Origin of the sequence: Arthrobacter sp. ZGTC412 (genome assembly GCF_002929215.1) — a bacterium.
Lineage (GTDB): Bacteria > Actinomycetota > Actinomycetes > Actinomycetales > Micrococcaceae > Arthrobacter.
The window spans coordinates 197076-213288 of sequence record NZ_PJII01000002.1; the positions used below are offsets into that span (position 1 = coordinate 197076).

Below are 16213 nucleotides of genomic sequence, written 5' to 3' on the forward strand. Positions count from 1 at the left end.
TCCTCGTCGGGCAAAACTTTGTGTAACGTCGTCATGCTGGTGCTTGTTGTGCTGTTGCCGCCGAAGGCCCGTGGCTCATCGACCGGTGCAACCGATGGAGCCTTCCTCCATGGGGGAGAACGCGCCGTCGGAGCGCACGATCATCACCTGGATGCACGTCTCCCCCGCCGGATTGGACTTCACCCGCACGGGAGCCTGGCCGATGGACTGGTATTCCCCGCCGCCCCGGATGGTGTAAACCCGCCACTTGTATGTGTCGCCGTCTTTGGGCTGCGGATTCACCCAGGTAAAGGAGGCGTCGCCGTCGCCCGTTATCGCCCCGGTGAGGCCTTCGACGTCAGGTACCGTGCCGTTGTCGAGGGCATCGGCAGGCGGCCTGCTGGCTTCCTGGCTCTGCACCGCCTTGGGCGCGACCGGCGCGGCATTGGCCATCACAATGCCTACCACCCCCGCGAGGGCCAGAAGGGTGCCGCCGGAGATGGCAAGCCAGAGGTTGCGTTTTCCATGGTCGGCGCCGGAAGTGGTGGCAGCGGCGGGTTCCTCTACCCTGGCGGACCGGTGGACGGTGGTGTCCGCGGCGTCGCCGCGGTCGGAAGTGCCGGCGGCCGGGAGCCTGGCGCCGTCGCTGTCATCTTGGGCTGCCGGGGTGCTGCCGGCAGCGCCGCGCAGCACCGTGGCGTGCGCCCACTCCCGGGGCTGCCCCGGCGGCGCCGCCGCCGACGGCGTAAAGGGAGCCACCGGAGTCATGGCGGCCGGCGGGGTAAAGCCCGACGGCGGGGCCTCCTTCCCAGGGCCCTGAGGCCGGGTGCGTGCCGGGAAAGTGGGCGCGCTGCCGGTCCGCTCAGGGTCAATGGCCGCAATGCTCCGCACGCGGGTTTCCTCGGCCCCGTCATCCGGAGGGCTGTCCTCCTGGTGTGGCTCCTCAAGGACTTCGAAGGGCGTGACGGACAGGTTGAGTTCAGCCTGGATCCGCTGCAGGGCAAGGGCGAAGGCGTGGGCGGAGGAGTACCGGGACTCCGGGGACTTCGCCATGGCCGTGGACAGGGCCAGTTCCAGGGATCCCGGGACATCGGCGCGGCCGAGCCGCGGCACCGGCATGTTGCTGATCCGGTTGATCAGCTCGCGCTGGGAGTTGTGGGCGCCCGGCATCACAAAGGGCGACCGGCCGGCCAGCAGCGTGTAGAGCGTTGCACCAAGCGCCCACACGTCCACCATCACGCCGTCCACGCTGCCGTCGGTGAACTGTTCCGGCGGGGACCACGGGATGGACATCCCGGAGTCCTCGTCGGCGTCCCCCGCGAGGGTTCCAGAGATGCCGAAATCCGTTAGGGCCGGGCGGTTGTAATCCGTGACCAGGATGTTGGCAGGTTTGATGTCGCGGTGGGCGATGCCGGCGCGGTGGGCTGTCTCGACGGCAGATGCCACCTGGATGCCGACGGCCAGGACCTCGTCCACGCTGAACCGCTGCCGCCGGTACCTGACATCGAGGCTGGGCCGGGAGCAGTACTCCATGGCCAGGTAGGAATGCCCGGCGTCGGTGACCTCGGCCTCGAAGATGGTGACGATGTAGGGGTGGGAGGACAGCTGGGCCATCAGGTTGGCCTCGGACTCGAACCGGCGGCGGGCGCCTTCGGTTTTCAGGTCCGAGAGCAACACTTTGACAGCCACTTTGCGGCGGGGCCGGTCCTGTTCGTAGAGGTATACGTCCGAGAACCCGCCGGATCCGAGCAGGCTGATGTAAGTGAACCCCGGAATGTAGGGCGGCGGCGCAGGCGGCCGTTTGGAACTCAAGGAATCTCCTCAAAACGCAGCGAGATGTTGTCGCCCAGTTCGGCGATGTCACCGTCAAGCAGGATCGCCATCTCGTTTTGGGCCAGGCGGCGCGGGGCCTGGCCCTCACGCACCAGGACAGTGCCGTTGGTGGCTTTGAGGTCGCAGAGCATCACGTGCCAGCCCTCCAGCCGGACTTCGACGTGGGAGCGGGAGATGTCTCCCCCGGGGCTTGCCACCTGGACCAGCCGGGGCATCACGCCGCCCTGGACCCGGGAGACCGAAGGTTGCCGTCCGAGTATCAATGACTCATCGAGGTCCACCAGTTCACCGGTGGAGATGCGCATCCGGCCGAGGCGGGGACGGGCAACCTGGACGGCGTCCGGGAGCAGTCCGGCGCCGCAGGTTGCACAGGTGGCGCTGGTGGGCGGGTTGGCGTGGTCCTGGGGGCAGAGCCGGGCCAGCACCAGCGGTCCTGCTGCGGAAACGTCGTTTTTTGCCGGGGCGGGGTGTATGGCCGTCTTTCCCAGGTTGCTCTTCATGACTGTCTGACCGTCGTGGTCGCCGTCGTATTCCGCGTGACCCGTTTCAGGTGCGGGCGTAAGCGGAGCGTCGGAGGGTGCGGAGGGTACGGCCGACAGCATGGGTGAAAGCACCGCAGGGGGCGGGCCCGGCTCTTTGCCCGCGTCCGCTGTCCGCCAGGGCACGGAGTCAATGAGGCTGCCGGTTGCGGGCCGGACGGGTGCCGGCCCCGGCGCACCGGTGGGAGGCACGCCCAGTACGACGGCGGGCGGTACGTCCGCCGCAAGCACATCACCGTCCGCCGGCGCAGCCGCTGCCGCTGCCGCTGCCGGGGAGTGTCCCGGGCTGCCGGGCGTCGCGGGTGCAGCTACTGCCTCCCGCTGGTCGACTGCTTCCTGGTGTGTTGCTTCCTGGTCTGGTGCTTCCTGGCTGCCGGCGTCCGGGCTGGCTGCCTCCGGGTCTTCGCGCACCGCAGCGTCTTCGATCCTTCGGACGACGGTCCGCTCCCACAGGTGGTCGTAGGAGCTCGTCATCTCACTTGCCGGGACCTGCTCGGACCGATCCGACGAGCCGGTCACTCCTGCCGCCGCGGCGTTGGATGCACCCGCAGCGGCACCGATGACATCCGGCTGGGCGCTGGTCACTGATTGGCCCGCACCCTCCGGGTCGATGTCGGCCAAGGGCTCCAGCTTCTGCAGTGAGTCTTCATCGACGTCGACGCCGGGATCAACTTCGAAGTCCTCGTCGATCACCGCATAAACGGTTTCGGCGGAGGCCCCGTGCTCGGGAGCGACGGTTATCTCGGGAAGATTTACCGCTTCCGCTTGAACCGCTGCCTCAGGGGCAGGCTGGACTTCATGCTGAGGCAGGGCTTCCTGTTGAGCATGGGGTTCCTGTTGAGTCAGGATGGAACCTTCAGGTGCGAGCACGAGGGACTGCAGCAGCACCACGCCTTCCCCCACCGGCAACTCCGGCAGGCCGTGGTTTGAAGCGATGCCCGCAGCAGCGGGAATGGTGAGCCGGCACAGTCCGGGCAGGGCGAGCCGCCGCTCGTTCCAGGTGGTCACGTCCCGGCCGTTCAGCTCCACTGGGCCCTCGGGTGATTCGACCGTAACGTCCAGGTCCCCCCTCAGAAAGACCCGAAGGGATCCCGCGAAGTCGAGGATGCCGAAGGAAGGGATGTTGGCCAGCGATCCCCCGGAGCTGCTGGTCACCGCGTGGAGAACCTCGTGTACTTCCGGCCGGCCTTCCAGCAGGTCCCAAAGTGCGGCTACCAGGGCGGGATCTGTAGCCGGTCCCAGGAGGACAGCCGTGCGGGAGCGGACAATTCCAAACCAGGTCCCGGGGCTGTAACTAGTGGCGGCCATCGTCCGGCTCCCCGCTTTCGGGTGCAGAGTCTTCGTGTGCAGAGTCTTCGTGTGCGGTGCCTTCGTGTGCAGAGCCTTCGTGTGCAGAGGCGGAATCTGAGGCCGGCGCTGCTGCTGTGGCTGACGGCGCCGGGGCCGCTGGTGCTTGGTCTGCCTGCTGGCCCGGCCGGGAGCGGGGCAGCGTCACTTCGTCCTCGGCTGCCTCCGGGCGCGGGGCTGTGGTGGCTGCACCGGCGTCGTTCAGCACGTTCCGCGCGTCAACCACGATCACCGTTACGTTGTCCCGGCCGCCGCTGCGGAGCGAGGCCTGGATCAGGGCGTCCACGGCGTCCTGCGGGTGGCCCACGGTGCTGAGGACCCGGAAGATGTGATCATCCGTCAACTCGCCTGTCAGACCGTCAGAGCAGATGAGGATGCGGTCCCCTTCTTCCACGGGCAGCAGCCAGTAGTCCGCCTCCGTCTCGTCGCCAGTTCCCAGTGCACGCGTGACCACGTGCCGCCGCGGATGGATGGTGGCCTGCTCAGCGGTAATTTCTCCGGCGTCAACCAGTTCCTGGACCTCGGAGTGGTCAACGCTGATCTGTTCGAACTTTCCATGGCTGAGACGGTAGGTCCGGGAGTCCCCAATATTCATGACCAGCCAATAGGGCATGCCCATCTGTTCAACAATTACCGCCCCCGCCAGCGTGGTGCCGGCACGGGCACCGGTGGCCTCGCGGATGGAGTTGTCCGCCCGGACCAGGTACTGCTGGAGGACGGCAGCCGTGACGCTCCGTTCCCCCGTGGTGAGCTGGGGTATCGCGGCGAGGGCACGAACGCACATTCCGCTGGCTACTTCACCGGCTTCGTGGCCGCCCATCCCGTCCGCTACGGCGAATACCGGATCAGCGGCGATGTAGGAATCCTCGTTCAGCTCCCTGCGGAGTCCCCGGTCTGTCCCATAGCCGACGCTGAGGCTGAGCCCTGACCCCGGTTCGAGGCTGGACGGAACGCTTGCGGGCTGTTGATTCATGCCTGTCCTAGGTAAAAAGTGCGGTCTCCAAAGTGGACACTGGATCCCGGGGTGACAAATGCGGGCACTCCGGGCTGGAGTGGCGTACGGCGGCCGTCAGGGGTGGTCACGGCGCTGCCGTTGGTTGAATTCCGGTCCGTAACCCAGATGCCGGCCCCATCAGTGAGCAGGTGGAGATGGGTCTTGGAGATGGAGCGGCCGGGGTCGTCGACGGCGAGCAGTTGGGCATGCTGTTCGCCGGCCTGCCCCACCGGGTTGCGCCCGACCAGCACGCTGCGATCCAGCTGGAAGTCGCGGCCGTCGTCGAGCCTGATCCGCAGGACCGCGACGGGTGTGGCCGTGGCCGACCCGGGGCGCACCTGGGTGCGGTCCACGTCGTCATCCGGATGTTGTTGCTGGGCCCTCGGCTCCGGGACATAAAAGCCGGTGGCCTGCTGGGGGGCGTGGAACTGCGCGGTCTGGACGGGGGCGACCGGGGCCGGCACCTGCTGCGCAGGCTTCAGGACAGCCTGCGCATCAATCACCTTCGGCGCGCCTGCGCCGGCCACCGGGGACAACACCTGCTGCACCGGGGGCAGGTTCATCGGTGCGAAGCTGTAGGGCCCCTGGATGCCGCCGGTGGTGATGGGATCGCGGCCTGTCTTGACGTCGAAGGCGAGGGTTTTCGCGGCAGTATCGTGCCAGCCCCGGAGCCGGCCGTTCTTGTCCCAGGTGTTGGACACCACCACCAGCACGGCCCACGCCGCGCCGGCCAGCGCCAGCGGGGCGAGGACAAAGAGTGCGGCTGCGAACCACTGGAAAACCATTACGAGGATTGCCGCCAGCAGCATCAGCAGGACACCGGCACCCGCAATCAGGCCGCGCAGGAAGACCGCCCCGGCACCGGGTGCGTAGCCGTCATTGTCCGCACTACGGATCCCCATCAATACATTGCCAAGGGTCTTGCCCGTCCTGGCTTCCCATCCCATCACCACGAACAGGTACACCAGGGTCAGTCCCAGGCCAATACCGCCGAACAGCACCAACGAGGCGGTGTCGTAAATGATGAACCCCCCGCTGCGCGTTCGCGTGATGCCGGCCAACCCGAGCGCGAACGTCACCACGAGTACTGCCAGGGGCGGCAGCCAGTCGATCACGGCAGCACCAAGCCTCTTGCCCGCCGTGGCCGGAGCAAGCTGAAGATTCACTGCCATTCCCGTTCCTCCCCCTGGACCGGCACCCACCTGCACGGTGGACCCGCCGGCGCTCCCCCGGCCCGTGCCCGCGTTGTTGCCCCCGGCCGGAAGTGCGTGGGGCCTTTCTACTACCGGGATAGTACCGGGAATCCCGGACAGGTGCGCGGCGGGGGAACCCGGGCGGGGATCAGCAACGGGGTACGGCTGGCGGATGCTGCGTGCTGACCGGTTGGGCAGTGGCGCCCCGCAGGCGGTGCAAAAAGCAGCCCCGGCACGGATCAGCTGCCGGCAGTGGGGGCAACGCCCGGCGTCGTCTGTCACTGGGTACTGGGTCCTTGCTGTGTTGTGTCGGGCGTTGTTGCTTCAGGCGTCCCGGAGCGCGGCGCGGTTGAGCCTTCAGCCGCTGCCTGCGCGGCAGGACGACGGCGGCCGGTCCCCTTGGGGGATGGCAGCCCGGGAAGTGCCGGCCGGGCGCCGCGGCGGCTGAGGAGGGTGCGGGCGTCTGCGAGCAGCGAACGTGGCGAGAACCGCGCCTGCTGCCGGCGCCAGAATCCCACAGTGGAGGTCAGCTCCTTCAGCGAGCCGTCAACGATGGTCCAGTACTCCCGGACCTCGTCCTCACTGGGCTGGCCGGCACCAAAGATCGACGCGTCTGCCCGCCTTGCCAGCATGGTGGTGGTACCGCCGCTGGCAGGGAAGGCCTCGGCCAGCACTGCCGCGCTTTCGCGGCGGGTGGAGCGGGTGTCGACGGCGGCCCCCATGTCGGTGGCAAGGCTCACCACCTCGCTCCAACCCCCGCCAACCCGCTGGGCAGGGTCGCCGTCCCGGTGGCGGGACTTCCGTCGTCGTGATTTCAGCAACGCAATCAGCAACAGCGGCAGCGCGAGGATGGACAGCGGAATCAGGGCGACGCCCAGGGAGCCCAGCAGCGCTCCCCAGAACAGCCAGGGGTTGTTCTTCTTCTGGTCCGCGTCCAGGGCGTCCGGCGAAGAGTCCGGCGGCAGGTCCGCGGGTTCCTGCGGCGGAGGCGGCGGCTGCAGGACTTGGGGCTTGGGCTTGGACTTGTTCTCGGGATCCGGCGGGATGGGGATGTTGTCCTTGGGCGGGGTGGGGTCGAAGCTGACCCAGCCCACCCGCTCGAAAGCGACCTCCACCCAGGCGTGGACGTCCTTGCCGGTGATCTTTACTTCCCCGGCGCCGTTTTCCGGGCTCGTCGGCTCGGGGTAGAAGCCCATCACCACGCGGGACGGGATGCCGAGGTGGCGCAGCATGAGGGACATCGCCACGGCGTACTGTTCGTCGTCACCCAGCATCTGCTTTGCCGTCAGCAGGTTCCTGATGCGTGCGGACCCGTGGCCGGAGACGCTGGGCAGCTGCCCTTCGCTGACCAGGCCGTTGCTGAAGGCCCCCGTCTTCTGGAAGTGGGCTTCGATCTGGCGCACCCGGTCAATGGCCGTTGGCGCATCCGCCGAGAGGTCGTTTGCCTGCGATCCCACCACGGGCGGCACCTCGACCGGGTCCGGCAGGGACACTGGGGCGAAGTCGTACTGCGTCAGCTGGCCGTGTTCGAGTTTGACGGGGTCGGACACCTGGACGCTGTAGGAGTCGCCTTTGGACAGTCCGTTGGTGGTGACTGCGGTATCGGTGCCGGAGTTGAAGTAGAGGCCCGAAGCCGCCGTGGAGGCGCTCTGGTCAAAGCTGATGCCGGTGGTCTTGCGGCCGCCGGGAACGAAGAAGCCCTGGTAGTCCTCGATGGTGATGCCGATGGAGTAGTCGTTGGTGGGAACCGTTCCGGACGCGTCAGCGAGGGTGTTGATGGACGTGGTGTCGCCCACCTTGCTGAAGTTGCCCGAGCCGTTGGGATCCATGGTGTAGTTGGTGCCGTTGAAGGCGTCCAGTGCACCCAGCCGCACCCGCCCGTCGCGCGGGAGTCCTTTGACAACGAACAGGGTGTCGTCTTTTTTGTCCTTGACGAACGTGCGGAAACTCGCGAGCGGTGTGATGTAGTCCTTGGGATCGAAAGGCGGGACCACAACGTTGCGGAGGACCTTCCGGTCGCCTCCGGCCGTCACCAGCGGGGCGGTCAGGGCAGTGACGGCCACGCTGACGGCAATGACTCCCGCTGCCATGCCCAGCCTCCGGAGCCTGGCCCGCTGGGCCGTGGCGGAATCCGTTTGGGGGTTGTTGACGGAGATCTTGCGGTTGATGTTCCTTCTGAGCGCGTCCCGGCGGAAGGTTGCCCAGGCGATGCCAAGCACCGTCAGGCCGATGCCGCGCTCCACGGTAAGGAAGGCGGCGTTGGTGCTGAACGCGATGCCGGTGACAAAGAGGACCAGTACCGGGATCAGCGGAAGGTAGGGGCTCCTGGCCCGCCAGGTCAGGACCGCTGCCACCAATGCCGCGACCATGGAGCTCAGGAACGGGACGATGAGTACGCCGCCGGCAGTTCCCACCGGGACGCCGACGGTCAGCATGTCTTTCCAGGCGAACACGATGCCCAGGAGGAGGATCCGGAGCGAGTCCAGGGTGGGCACGAAGCCGGCGATGGCCGAGTCCGGCACCGCAAGCAGCGTTCCGAACACCAGGTAAGCGCCCAGTGCCAGGGCAGAGGTGATGAGCAGCCCCAGGCGAAGGTGCGCGTTGAGGACGCCGATGGCCAGGCCCAACACGATCCCGCCGAAGCCGGACACGAGGTAGTACGGATCGCCGCCGAAGCTGAGCCCGAAGCCAAGCAGGCCCAGCCCCAGGAGTACTGTCAGGGCGCCGGTGTCGAGCAGGAAATGCCAGAGCGGCTGGCCGTCGGCGAAGGCCGACCCGCCGGCGTTCCGGAATGCTTGCCGCGCGGATGAGGTGCGCGGGCGCATACCTGGTGCGGAGGTCATGCTGCCGCCTTCCGGAGAACGATGCCGAGGTCGGCGATGTCGCCAAGGGTGAGCACGGTCAGGTCCGCGATGTTCGCCCTGCTGGACGCTGCGCCGGCCTCCACGCGCACGGCGAGGCTGCGGACCCCGGGCGGAACGGAGGCGGCGGCGGTCCGGAGCTGGGTGGCTGTCACGTTGCTGCCCACCACAAAGAAGACCACAGAGGCGTTGGGGACAGTGTCGGCGAGCGTACGGGCGAGGTCGACGGCGGTGCGGCGCATGGGTGCCCCCACGATCCTGGTCATGTCGTCCAGCATGTTCCGGCCGGTTTCACAGCGCAGCGGGCCCTTCTGTGTGAGGACGTCCAGCTCGCGCTGCTCGCGGATGGCCTGCCGGCCAATGGAGGCGGCCGCGGAAATTGCCATCTCGAACTCCGCCTCCGACGCATACTCGTCCGTGTTGATGGATAGCGACACGGCGAGGTGGGCGCGGCGGGTCTCTTCGAACTGGCGCACCATCAGCTTGTTGGTCCGCGCAGTAGTTTTCCAGTGGATGTGCCTTCTGTCATCCCCCGGGACATAGTCCCGCAGGGCGTGGAACGACACGTCCGCGCTGGAGAGTTCGGTGGTGGGCATGCCTTCGAGGTCCCGGATGAAGCCGGCAGCCGATCCTGCGATTGCTACGGTGCGGGGATGGACGAAGAGGTCCTGGGGCTCGGTCCACAGGACCTGCCGGCGCAACAGGTGCAACGGGTCGGCGCGGACCGACCGGACGGGGCCGACGACGATCACGGCCCGGCGTGCCGTGGGAATGGTGAAGAGGTCCTCGTGGACCTGCTGCGGCTTCATCCGGGGCAGGTGGAAGACAGCCGTGACGCCGCCCACCGGCAGCTCCACTGCCGCGGGCAGCAGTGGGCGGTTGGACGTGTTGGTGACGGCGATGCTGCCTACCGCGCTGTCCCCTACCGCAACGCGGGTCCGGGCAAGGTCCAGCACAACCCCGTAGATGGATCTGCCCAGGATGAAGCCTGCGGCGACCACGAACATTACAAAGGCCGCCACCGCTGCTGCCTTTGCTTCCTGCCAGCCGTAGGCTTGGCCGGCGGTCCACAGCAGGACGGCTGCCGCAAGCACCGACCAGCCCAGCACGCTGACCACCGAGAGCACGGGCCAGGCGTACTTCAGCCATGCCTCCTTCGCGGCGCGCCGGGCCGGGGCCAGGGCAAGCCCGGCAGTGCTGCTGGCCTCTGCCCAGAGGGCGGACGGGTGCAGGCGTGTGGGCCGGCCGTTCCTGGAAAAAGGGGGCTTCAGACGCTCCGTGAGCCGGGTCAACGGGGTGCCGCTGGACATATGTGTGCCTTCGTTGTTGTTGCGCTGGGTGGGTGGTGCCGAGGATGAAGTCCGGGCGGTCAGGCGTTGGTGCGCTGCTGCGGCGCGGCGACGTCCGCCAGTATCCGCGTCAGCACAGCTTCGGGGGTGGCGCCCGAGAACTCCGCTTCGGGGTCCATCACGAAACGGTGCGTCCACACCACGGGGGCGAGTTCCTTGACGTCGTCAGGAAGGACGAAGTTCCGGCCCTGGGCTGCTGCCCACACCTTTGCGGCGCGGACCATGGCCAGGGCGCCGCGCACAGAGACTCCGAGCCGGGTTTCCGGCGCGCTGCGGGTCTCTTCGCACAGCCTGGAGATGTATTCAAGGACAGCCGTGTCCACGTGGGCAGTAGCAGCCAGGTCAGCCATGTCCGCTACGGCCTGGGTGGTGATGACGGCGGAGAGTTCCTGCGACCGGTCCTTGAGGTTGGACCCGCCCAGGAGCCGGACGGTGGAGGCGTGGTCCGGGTAGCCGATGGAGGTTTTGATCAGGAAGCGGTCCAGCTGTGCCTCCGGCAGCCGGTAGGTGCCGGCCTGTTCGATGGGGTTCTGGGTGGCCATCACCATAAACGGGCGGCCGGCCGAGTAGGTGACGCCGTCAACAGTCACCCGGGATTCCTCCATCACTTCCAGCAACGCGGACTGGGTTTTCGGCGAGGCGCGGTTGATTTCGTCGGCGAGGACGATGTTGTTGAAGATCGGGCCCTTGTGGAACTCGAACTTCTGGGTCTTTTGGTCATAGATCGTCACGCCGGTCACGTCCGAGGGCAGCAGGTCCGGGGTGAACTGGATGCGGTTGTTGGAACCCTGCACCGTGGCAGCCAGGGCACGGGCGAGGGAGGTCTTGCCTGTGCCGGGGGCGTCTTCGAACAGCACGTGGCCCTCGGCGAGCATGGCCGTGAAGGTCAGCCGGATGACGTGCTCCTTGCCCAGCACAGCTTGCCCCACGTTGGCAACGAGTTTCTCGAAGGTGCCTGCAAACCATTCGGCCTGCTCGGTGGTCATAGTCATGAAGTGAATCCTTTTCGGTGTGGTGGTGCTGGAAGGCTTGAGGTGGCTTACCGGGACGGCATGCCATTGGGCGGGTTGCAGCCAAGTGAAACTGTGTCGCACCTGGCGTAGTTTCCTGCTGCACCGCCGGTGGTCAGGTGGTACCAGATTCCCGACGGATTGTTGGAGGTCCTGTACCAGACGACGTAGAAATCGGTCTGCTCCGTGGTGCCCGAATTGAACCAGATGCCCGGACGGATGCACTGGTCCGGATTGGTGTTCCTGTAGCTGTCGGTACCGTAGCGCGGCTCGGTGCACGTGCGAACGGGTGCGCTGACACTCCACGACGTCGGGACCGGCGGTGGCGGTTCCGCCCCGCTGCGGGACGTGTCGCTGCCGATCCGGCCCGGCTGGCCCCCGCTGACGGCCCGAACTTCAAGCTTGTGGGTTTCGCCGAACCCTACGCCCGTGGAGAAGGACCGTTGCTGGGTGTCCTGCCACCCACCGCCGTCAAGGCTGTACTGGTAGCCCGTTACCGCCCGACCGTTCCCGTCCGGTTGGTTCCACGTCCAAGAGACAGTTTTGTCTCCGACTCCGCTGCTTTTGCTGCCCGTTACGTTCGGAGCAAAGGCCAGTCCGTACGGATTGACGGAGTTCGAGGCAGCACTGGCGTCACCTGCAGCCGTGCCGCGGGACGATACGGCCCAGACGACAACGCCTGTACTGGTTCCATTTTGGGCTGGCACGATGCCTCCACCCGCAGGGATGCTGCCGCTCCCGCCCCCTGAGGTAAGGCTGTATTGGTAGGTGATTTCCGCGGCGGTGGAGCCATTCCGCTGCGCATCCGTCAGCACGGTGAATTGAACGTCGATCTTGCCGCCGTTGCCGTCAGTCTCCACCAGGGCCGCCCTTGGTGCCGCCACCGTTCCCGGCTTGCCCACAGCACGGATGGCGGCCGACTCGGCGCTGGTCCCGCTGGTTCCGGCCTTGTTGGTGGCCGAAACCGTGAACGTGTAGTTGGTCTCCGAGTTGTCCACGGTCACGTTCTGCGAGGTCCCGGTAACCTGCTGGCTGGAAACCGCTGCGCCGCCCCGAAGGGTGGTCAGGGTGTAGGCCGAGACGCCGTCGCCATTGTTGTCGGGCGCTGTCCAGGTCACCTTCAGCTGGCTCTGCGCGCCCAGGGACCCGGCCTCGGCCGCCATGGGCGCCGCAGGCGTGGCCGGCACTCCGGCCGGCACTTCGGCGGCCGAGTACGGGCTCCACTCCGACGGTTCCTTGGCATCGTTGCGTGCCAGGACCCTGACCTTGTAGGAGACGCCGTTCTGCAGGCCCTTCCAAACGTAGCTGACAGCTGCCAGGTTCTGGATCTGGGCGTTCTGCCCTGCCGGGGGCGGTGAAATCTCCAGGTCGTAGGACTTCACCGGCGATCCCTTGCTGGCCGGTGCGGTCCAGTTGATGGCCAGGTCCTTGTCGCCGAACTTCAGCGACGGCGCCAGCGGGGTATCGGGCTTCACGTCCGGACGCACCTCCGCAGATGCCGGCGAGCGGTCCGACTCACCGAACTCGTTGGTGGCCGTCACCTGGAAGTGGTACTTGGTGTTGTTCACCAGACCGTTGAGGGTGCAGGTGTTGGCCGGGCAATCCTGCTGGAACCCACCCTCGCCGTACACCGTGTACTTGGTGATGGGTGAACCGCGGTCCGGAGGCGCTGTCCAGGTGAGAAGCGCCGTCCGGTCGCCCACGCTTTGCGCCTGCGCAGTGGCCGGGGCCTGCGGCTTGTCCTTAACTGTGAGCCGCACGCGGGCGGTGGCCTGCCGGGACGGGTCCTCCGTCTTGTCGGCCACCGTGTAGGACACCACCATGGTTCCGGTGAAACTGGAGGCGGGTGTTACCGTCACCGAATCTCCGCTGACCTCCACGTTGCCGCTGCCGGTTTCGGTTGCGGCCGCAATGATCTTCAGCGCGGTCTCCGGGAACGGGTTGGCGTCGTTGGCCAGGACGTTGACGGTCACGGGCTTGCCCGCGGCAGCGTCCGGTTCCAGGTCATCGTTTGCCACCGGCTTGGGCCGGTTTGATGCGGTCACGGCCAGCTGGTACGTCGCGGTGGCTTCGAGGCCGCGTGGGTCCCTGGCCTTGACCTGGACGGCGGCCGTGGTTCCGGTGCCGCTCGAGTCAGCGGCCGAGACCTTCAAGGTTTTACCGTCGATGCTCGCGTTGAACCCGGCGGGCGAACCGCCCACCAGTTCGTACTTCATCTTCTCGACGTCGTCCCGGTCCGGGTCCGAGGTCAGCTTCCCCAGTTCGGTGCTGGCAGAGTCACCCTTGGGGACTTCCACGCTTGCGCCCAGGAGCTCTGGCGGGTTGTTCCTGTTGGGATCGGGCAGCACCTTGGTGCGGATGCTGAGGGTGGACTTCAGGCCGGCAGGATCATCCGGGCCTGTTCCATCTGTCACTTCAAAGGTCAGTGAGCCGGGACCTACATAATCCGTCCCGGCGAGGTACTTTAGGCCGGTGCCGTCACCGGTCACGGGGTCGCTTCCGTCAGCACCGATGAGTTTGATCCGGTCGGCCTGGGTCAGCCGCGGCGAGCGGCCCTCCCGGACCTTCACCCACTCGTCGAGGTCAACATCCACGGACTGGCCGGCGACCACCTCAATGACCTCGTCCCTGGCCAGGGTGGGAACCTGCTGGCCGAGACCCGGAACCCAGATGACCGCCGTCGACTGCTGGCCGTCCATGTCCTCCACGGTGTACGGGATGAGCTGCGGCTGCTCAGTGAGGTCCACCACCATGTTGCCCTCGGCGCCGGGCCGGGCTGTGGCGGCTTCGGTGCTGATCTTGAGGTTCTCGCCCACCCCGTCGGGGTCCTCGTCATTCTTCAGGACCGGGACGTCAACGGCCGCCTTTCCCATGGCCTGGGCCGACGTCACCCTGTCATCCCGCGCGATGGGTGACTTGAGGGGCACTTCGTTGTCCACTACAACACCGATGGCGGCCTGCGCGGAGGCGTCCCTGTCGTCGGCGATGGTGTAGCGCACGTTGACAGTTCCGGCTTCACGGGGAGCTAGCAGGATGATCCGGCCGCTCGTTTTGCTTACAGTGGCCTGCAGTGCCGGTTCAGCTTCGATGCCGTCCGTGATGATACGGATGAGGTCGCCGTCCGGATCGGTGTCATTTCCCGTGGCGTCGACGGCGATCTGCCGGCCGGGGCGAACCCGGACTTCGTCGTCCACAGGGGTGGGTTTCTGGTTGACCTCACCGCGCGGCGCAATGCCCACCGTGACGGTGCCCGTGTTGACCGCACCCTGGCGGTCCACCACCTTGTAGCGGAACGTGTCGGTGCCGGCGCCGTCACCGGCGCCTGTGAAGTCGATGAAGTTGCTGCCTATGGTTGCGGTGCCCATGGCCGGGGTGCTGTCGATACCAGTCAGCTGGACCGAGTCGCCGTCGGGGTCGATGCCATCCAGCGGGACGGGAATCCGCACCGTACCGCCAGCCACCACACGGGCGGTGAGGTTGCGCGGCTGGGGGCGCGAGTTCTCGGCGCCTTCCAGCGGCAGGATGTGGATGGTCACGGCGGCGGCGCTCTTTTGGCCCTGCGGGTCCATGGCGTTGTAGATGGCCCGGACTGTCTTCGGCTGGCTGCCGGCGATAAACCGCAGCGTGTTTTCGGAAACGAAGCTCTTGCCGTCCAGCGGATCCACGCCCTGCGGCAGTACGGCGTCAACGGCCAGTTCCTGGCCCTGCGGGTGGGTGTCGTTGTCGAGCACAGGGATGGTGACGACGTCATTCACACGGACGTTTACTTCGTCCGGCTTGGGCTGGGGTGCCTCCACCACGGCGGGTGCCGGGACCGGGACCACTGAGACGCTGCCGGTGGCTGACTTGTTCCCGTTGGACATGGTGTATTCGAAGAGGACGGGGTCCTTGGTCCCCAGGATGTCGGTGATGCGCAGGACACTGTGGTTGATCACGCTGACGGAAGCCGTGGAGTTTTCCGGGAGCTTGACGGACTGCAGCACCAGCACCCCGCCGGACGGATCGGAGTCGTTGGCCAACGGGTCCAGCAGCACGCTTCCGCCCGTGGGCATGAGCGCGACATCGTGGACCGCCACCGGGTTACCGGTGTCGTCGCCGGATTCCACGTCCACCCGGATGAGGCCCTGGCTGCTTTGCGGCCCGTTGCTGGCGATGTAGGCGAGGTAGACCGGGCCGGGAGTCGTGCTGCGGAACGTAAACGTTCCGCCGTCGGTCACAGGGCCCAGCTCGGCCGGACCGGAGGCTTCCACCTGGGCCAGCCGGAGGGCACCTCCGTTGGGATCGACGTCGTTCTTCAACGGGGAGATGACCAGGTCCTGGCCCACCACGGCTGTGACATGGTCGGCGTTGACCACCGGCGCCAAGGCACCCGGCGGCTGGACGTTCACCACCACTTTGCCGGTGACGGTGTCGCGGCCATCCCAAATAGTGACTTCCACGTTCTTCTTGCCGGCAGTCGCGCCGGAGTCCTGGTAGGTCAGCAGTCCGTCGCGCCGGACCTTCACCTGGTCCTGGTCGTTGTCGGCTTTGGCGTCCAGGAGGACCAGGTCGTCTCCGTCGGGGTCGATCCAGTCCGTGAGGATGTTCTGGCTGACGGTTTTGCCCTGTTCCACCAGCATGGTGGTGTTCTCGCCGCGCTTGAACTGCGGCGGCTTGTTCTCCTCCGGGCCCACCACGCTGAGGGTGACCTGGCCGGCGGCGGAGAGGCCGCGGCCGTCGGAGGCGTTGTAGCTGAACCTCTCGGTGCCCGGTTTCGCATCCGCCGGGACGGAGACCTGGAAGGCGGTGCCGCCGTAGATATTCTCCAGCGCGCCGGCCTGGGGGCCGGAGGCAGCAACGGCTGCGGTGAGCACGTCGCCGTCGGGGTCCGAATCGTTGTCCAGGACGCTGAGGATGGTGGTCCGGCCCGGGCGTACGCCGACGGCGTCGGGCTTCGTTTCCGGCGGACGGTTGGGTTTGGTGCGGTCCGGGAGGACGTTGACGGTGTTGTTGTCCGCCGATTCCTGGTCCTGCTCGTCCGATTCGTTCTTGGGCGGGATGACGTCGTCCCAGTTGTTCACGAGCTGCATGTTCTGGTTGACCAGCCACACGTTGCCGGAGTTCACGTC

General features: G+C 67.0%; 8 protein-coding genes. All 8 read right to left on the reverse strand.

Annotated features, from left to right (window positions below):
- Positions 1–75: 75 nt before the first annotated feature.
- The 8 genes from CXQ88_RS04120 to CXQ88_RS04155 are packed head-to-tail and all read right to left on the reverse strand — an operon-like array spanning position 76 to position 16210.
- The gene (locus tag CXQ88_RS04120) at positions 76–1791 is read right to left on the reverse strand and encodes a serine/threonine-protein kinase (RefSeq protein ID WP_104042894.1); all 1716 of its coding nucleotides are present in this window, start codon (positions 1789–1791) and stop codon (positions 76–78) included.
- A complete protein-coding gene (locus CXQ88_RS04125; protein WP_104042895.1) occupies positions 1788–3659 on the reverse strand; it encodes an FHA domain-containing protein in 1872 nt (623 codons plus the stop codon). The genes CXQ88_RS04120 and CXQ88_RS04125 overlap by 4 nt, the downstream gene beginning before the upstream one ends.
- Complete coding sequence (locus CXQ88_RS04130) at positions 3646–4671, reverse strand: PP2C family protein-serine/threonine phosphatase (RefSeq protein ID WP_104042896.1); 1026 nt, start codon at positions 4669–4671, stop codon at positions 3646–3648. The genes CXQ88_RS04125 and CXQ88_RS04130 overlap by 14 nt, the downstream gene beginning before the upstream one ends.
- Positions 4668–6167, reverse strand: a complete 1500-nt coding sequence (locus CXQ88_RS04135) for an RDD family protein (RefSeq protein ID WP_219816299.1) — start codon at positions 6165–6167, stop codon at positions 4668–4670. Before CXQ88_RS04135 ends, CXQ88_RS04130 begins: the two co-directional genes overlap by 4 nt.
- A complete protein-coding gene (locus CXQ88_RS04140) occupies positions 6164–8728 on the reverse strand; it encodes a transglutaminase family protein (RefSeq protein ID WP_104042898.1) in 2565 nt (854 codons plus the stop codon). The genes CXQ88_RS04135 and CXQ88_RS04140 overlap by 4 nt, the downstream gene beginning before the upstream one ends.
- Complete coding sequence (locus CXQ88_RS04145; RefSeq protein WP_104042899.1) at positions 8725–10056, reverse strand: DUF58 domain-containing protein; 1332 nt, start codon at positions 10054–10056, stop codon at positions 8725–8727. Before CXQ88_RS04145 ends, CXQ88_RS04140 begins: the two co-directional genes overlap by 4 nt.
- Positions 10057–10115: 59 nt before the next feature.
- Positions 10116–11087, reverse strand: coding sequence for an AAA family ATPase (locus tag CXQ88_RS04150; protein WP_104042900.1), 972 nt, complete (start codon positions 11085–11087; stop codon positions 10116–10118).
- A gap of 47 nt (positions 11088–11134) precedes the next feature.
- The gene (locus CXQ88_RS04155; protein WP_373637691.1) at positions 11135–16210 is read right to left on the reverse strand and encodes an Ig-like domain-containing protein; all 5076 of its coding nucleotides are present in this window, start codon (positions 16208–16210) and stop codon (positions 11135–11137) included.
- Positions 16211–16213: the final 3 nt, after the last annotated feature.

Bases quoted from the DNA above. Each gene is read 5' to 3' on its own strand.
- CXQ88_RS04150 (WP_104042900.1), bottom strand. From the start codon at position 11,087: ATGACTATGACCACCGAGCAGGCCGAATGGTTTGCAGGCACCTTCGAG.
- CXQ88_RS04125 (WP_104042895.1), bottom strand. From the start codon at position 3,659: ATGGCCGCCACTAGTTACAGCCCCGGGACCTGGTTTGGAATTGTCCGC.
- CXQ88_RS04145 (WP_104042899.1), bottom strand. From the start codon at position 10,056: ATGTCCAGCGGCACCCCGTTGACCCGGCTCACGGAGCGTCTGAAGCCC.
- CXQ88_RS04130 (WP_104042896.1), bottom strand. From the start codon at position 4,671: ATGAATCAACAGCCCGCAAGCGTTCCGTCCAGCCTCGAACCGGGGTCA.
- CXQ88_RS04140 (WP_104042898.1), bottom strand. From the start codon at position 8,728: ATGACCTCCGCACCAGGTATGCGCCCGCGCACCTCATCCGCGCGGCAA.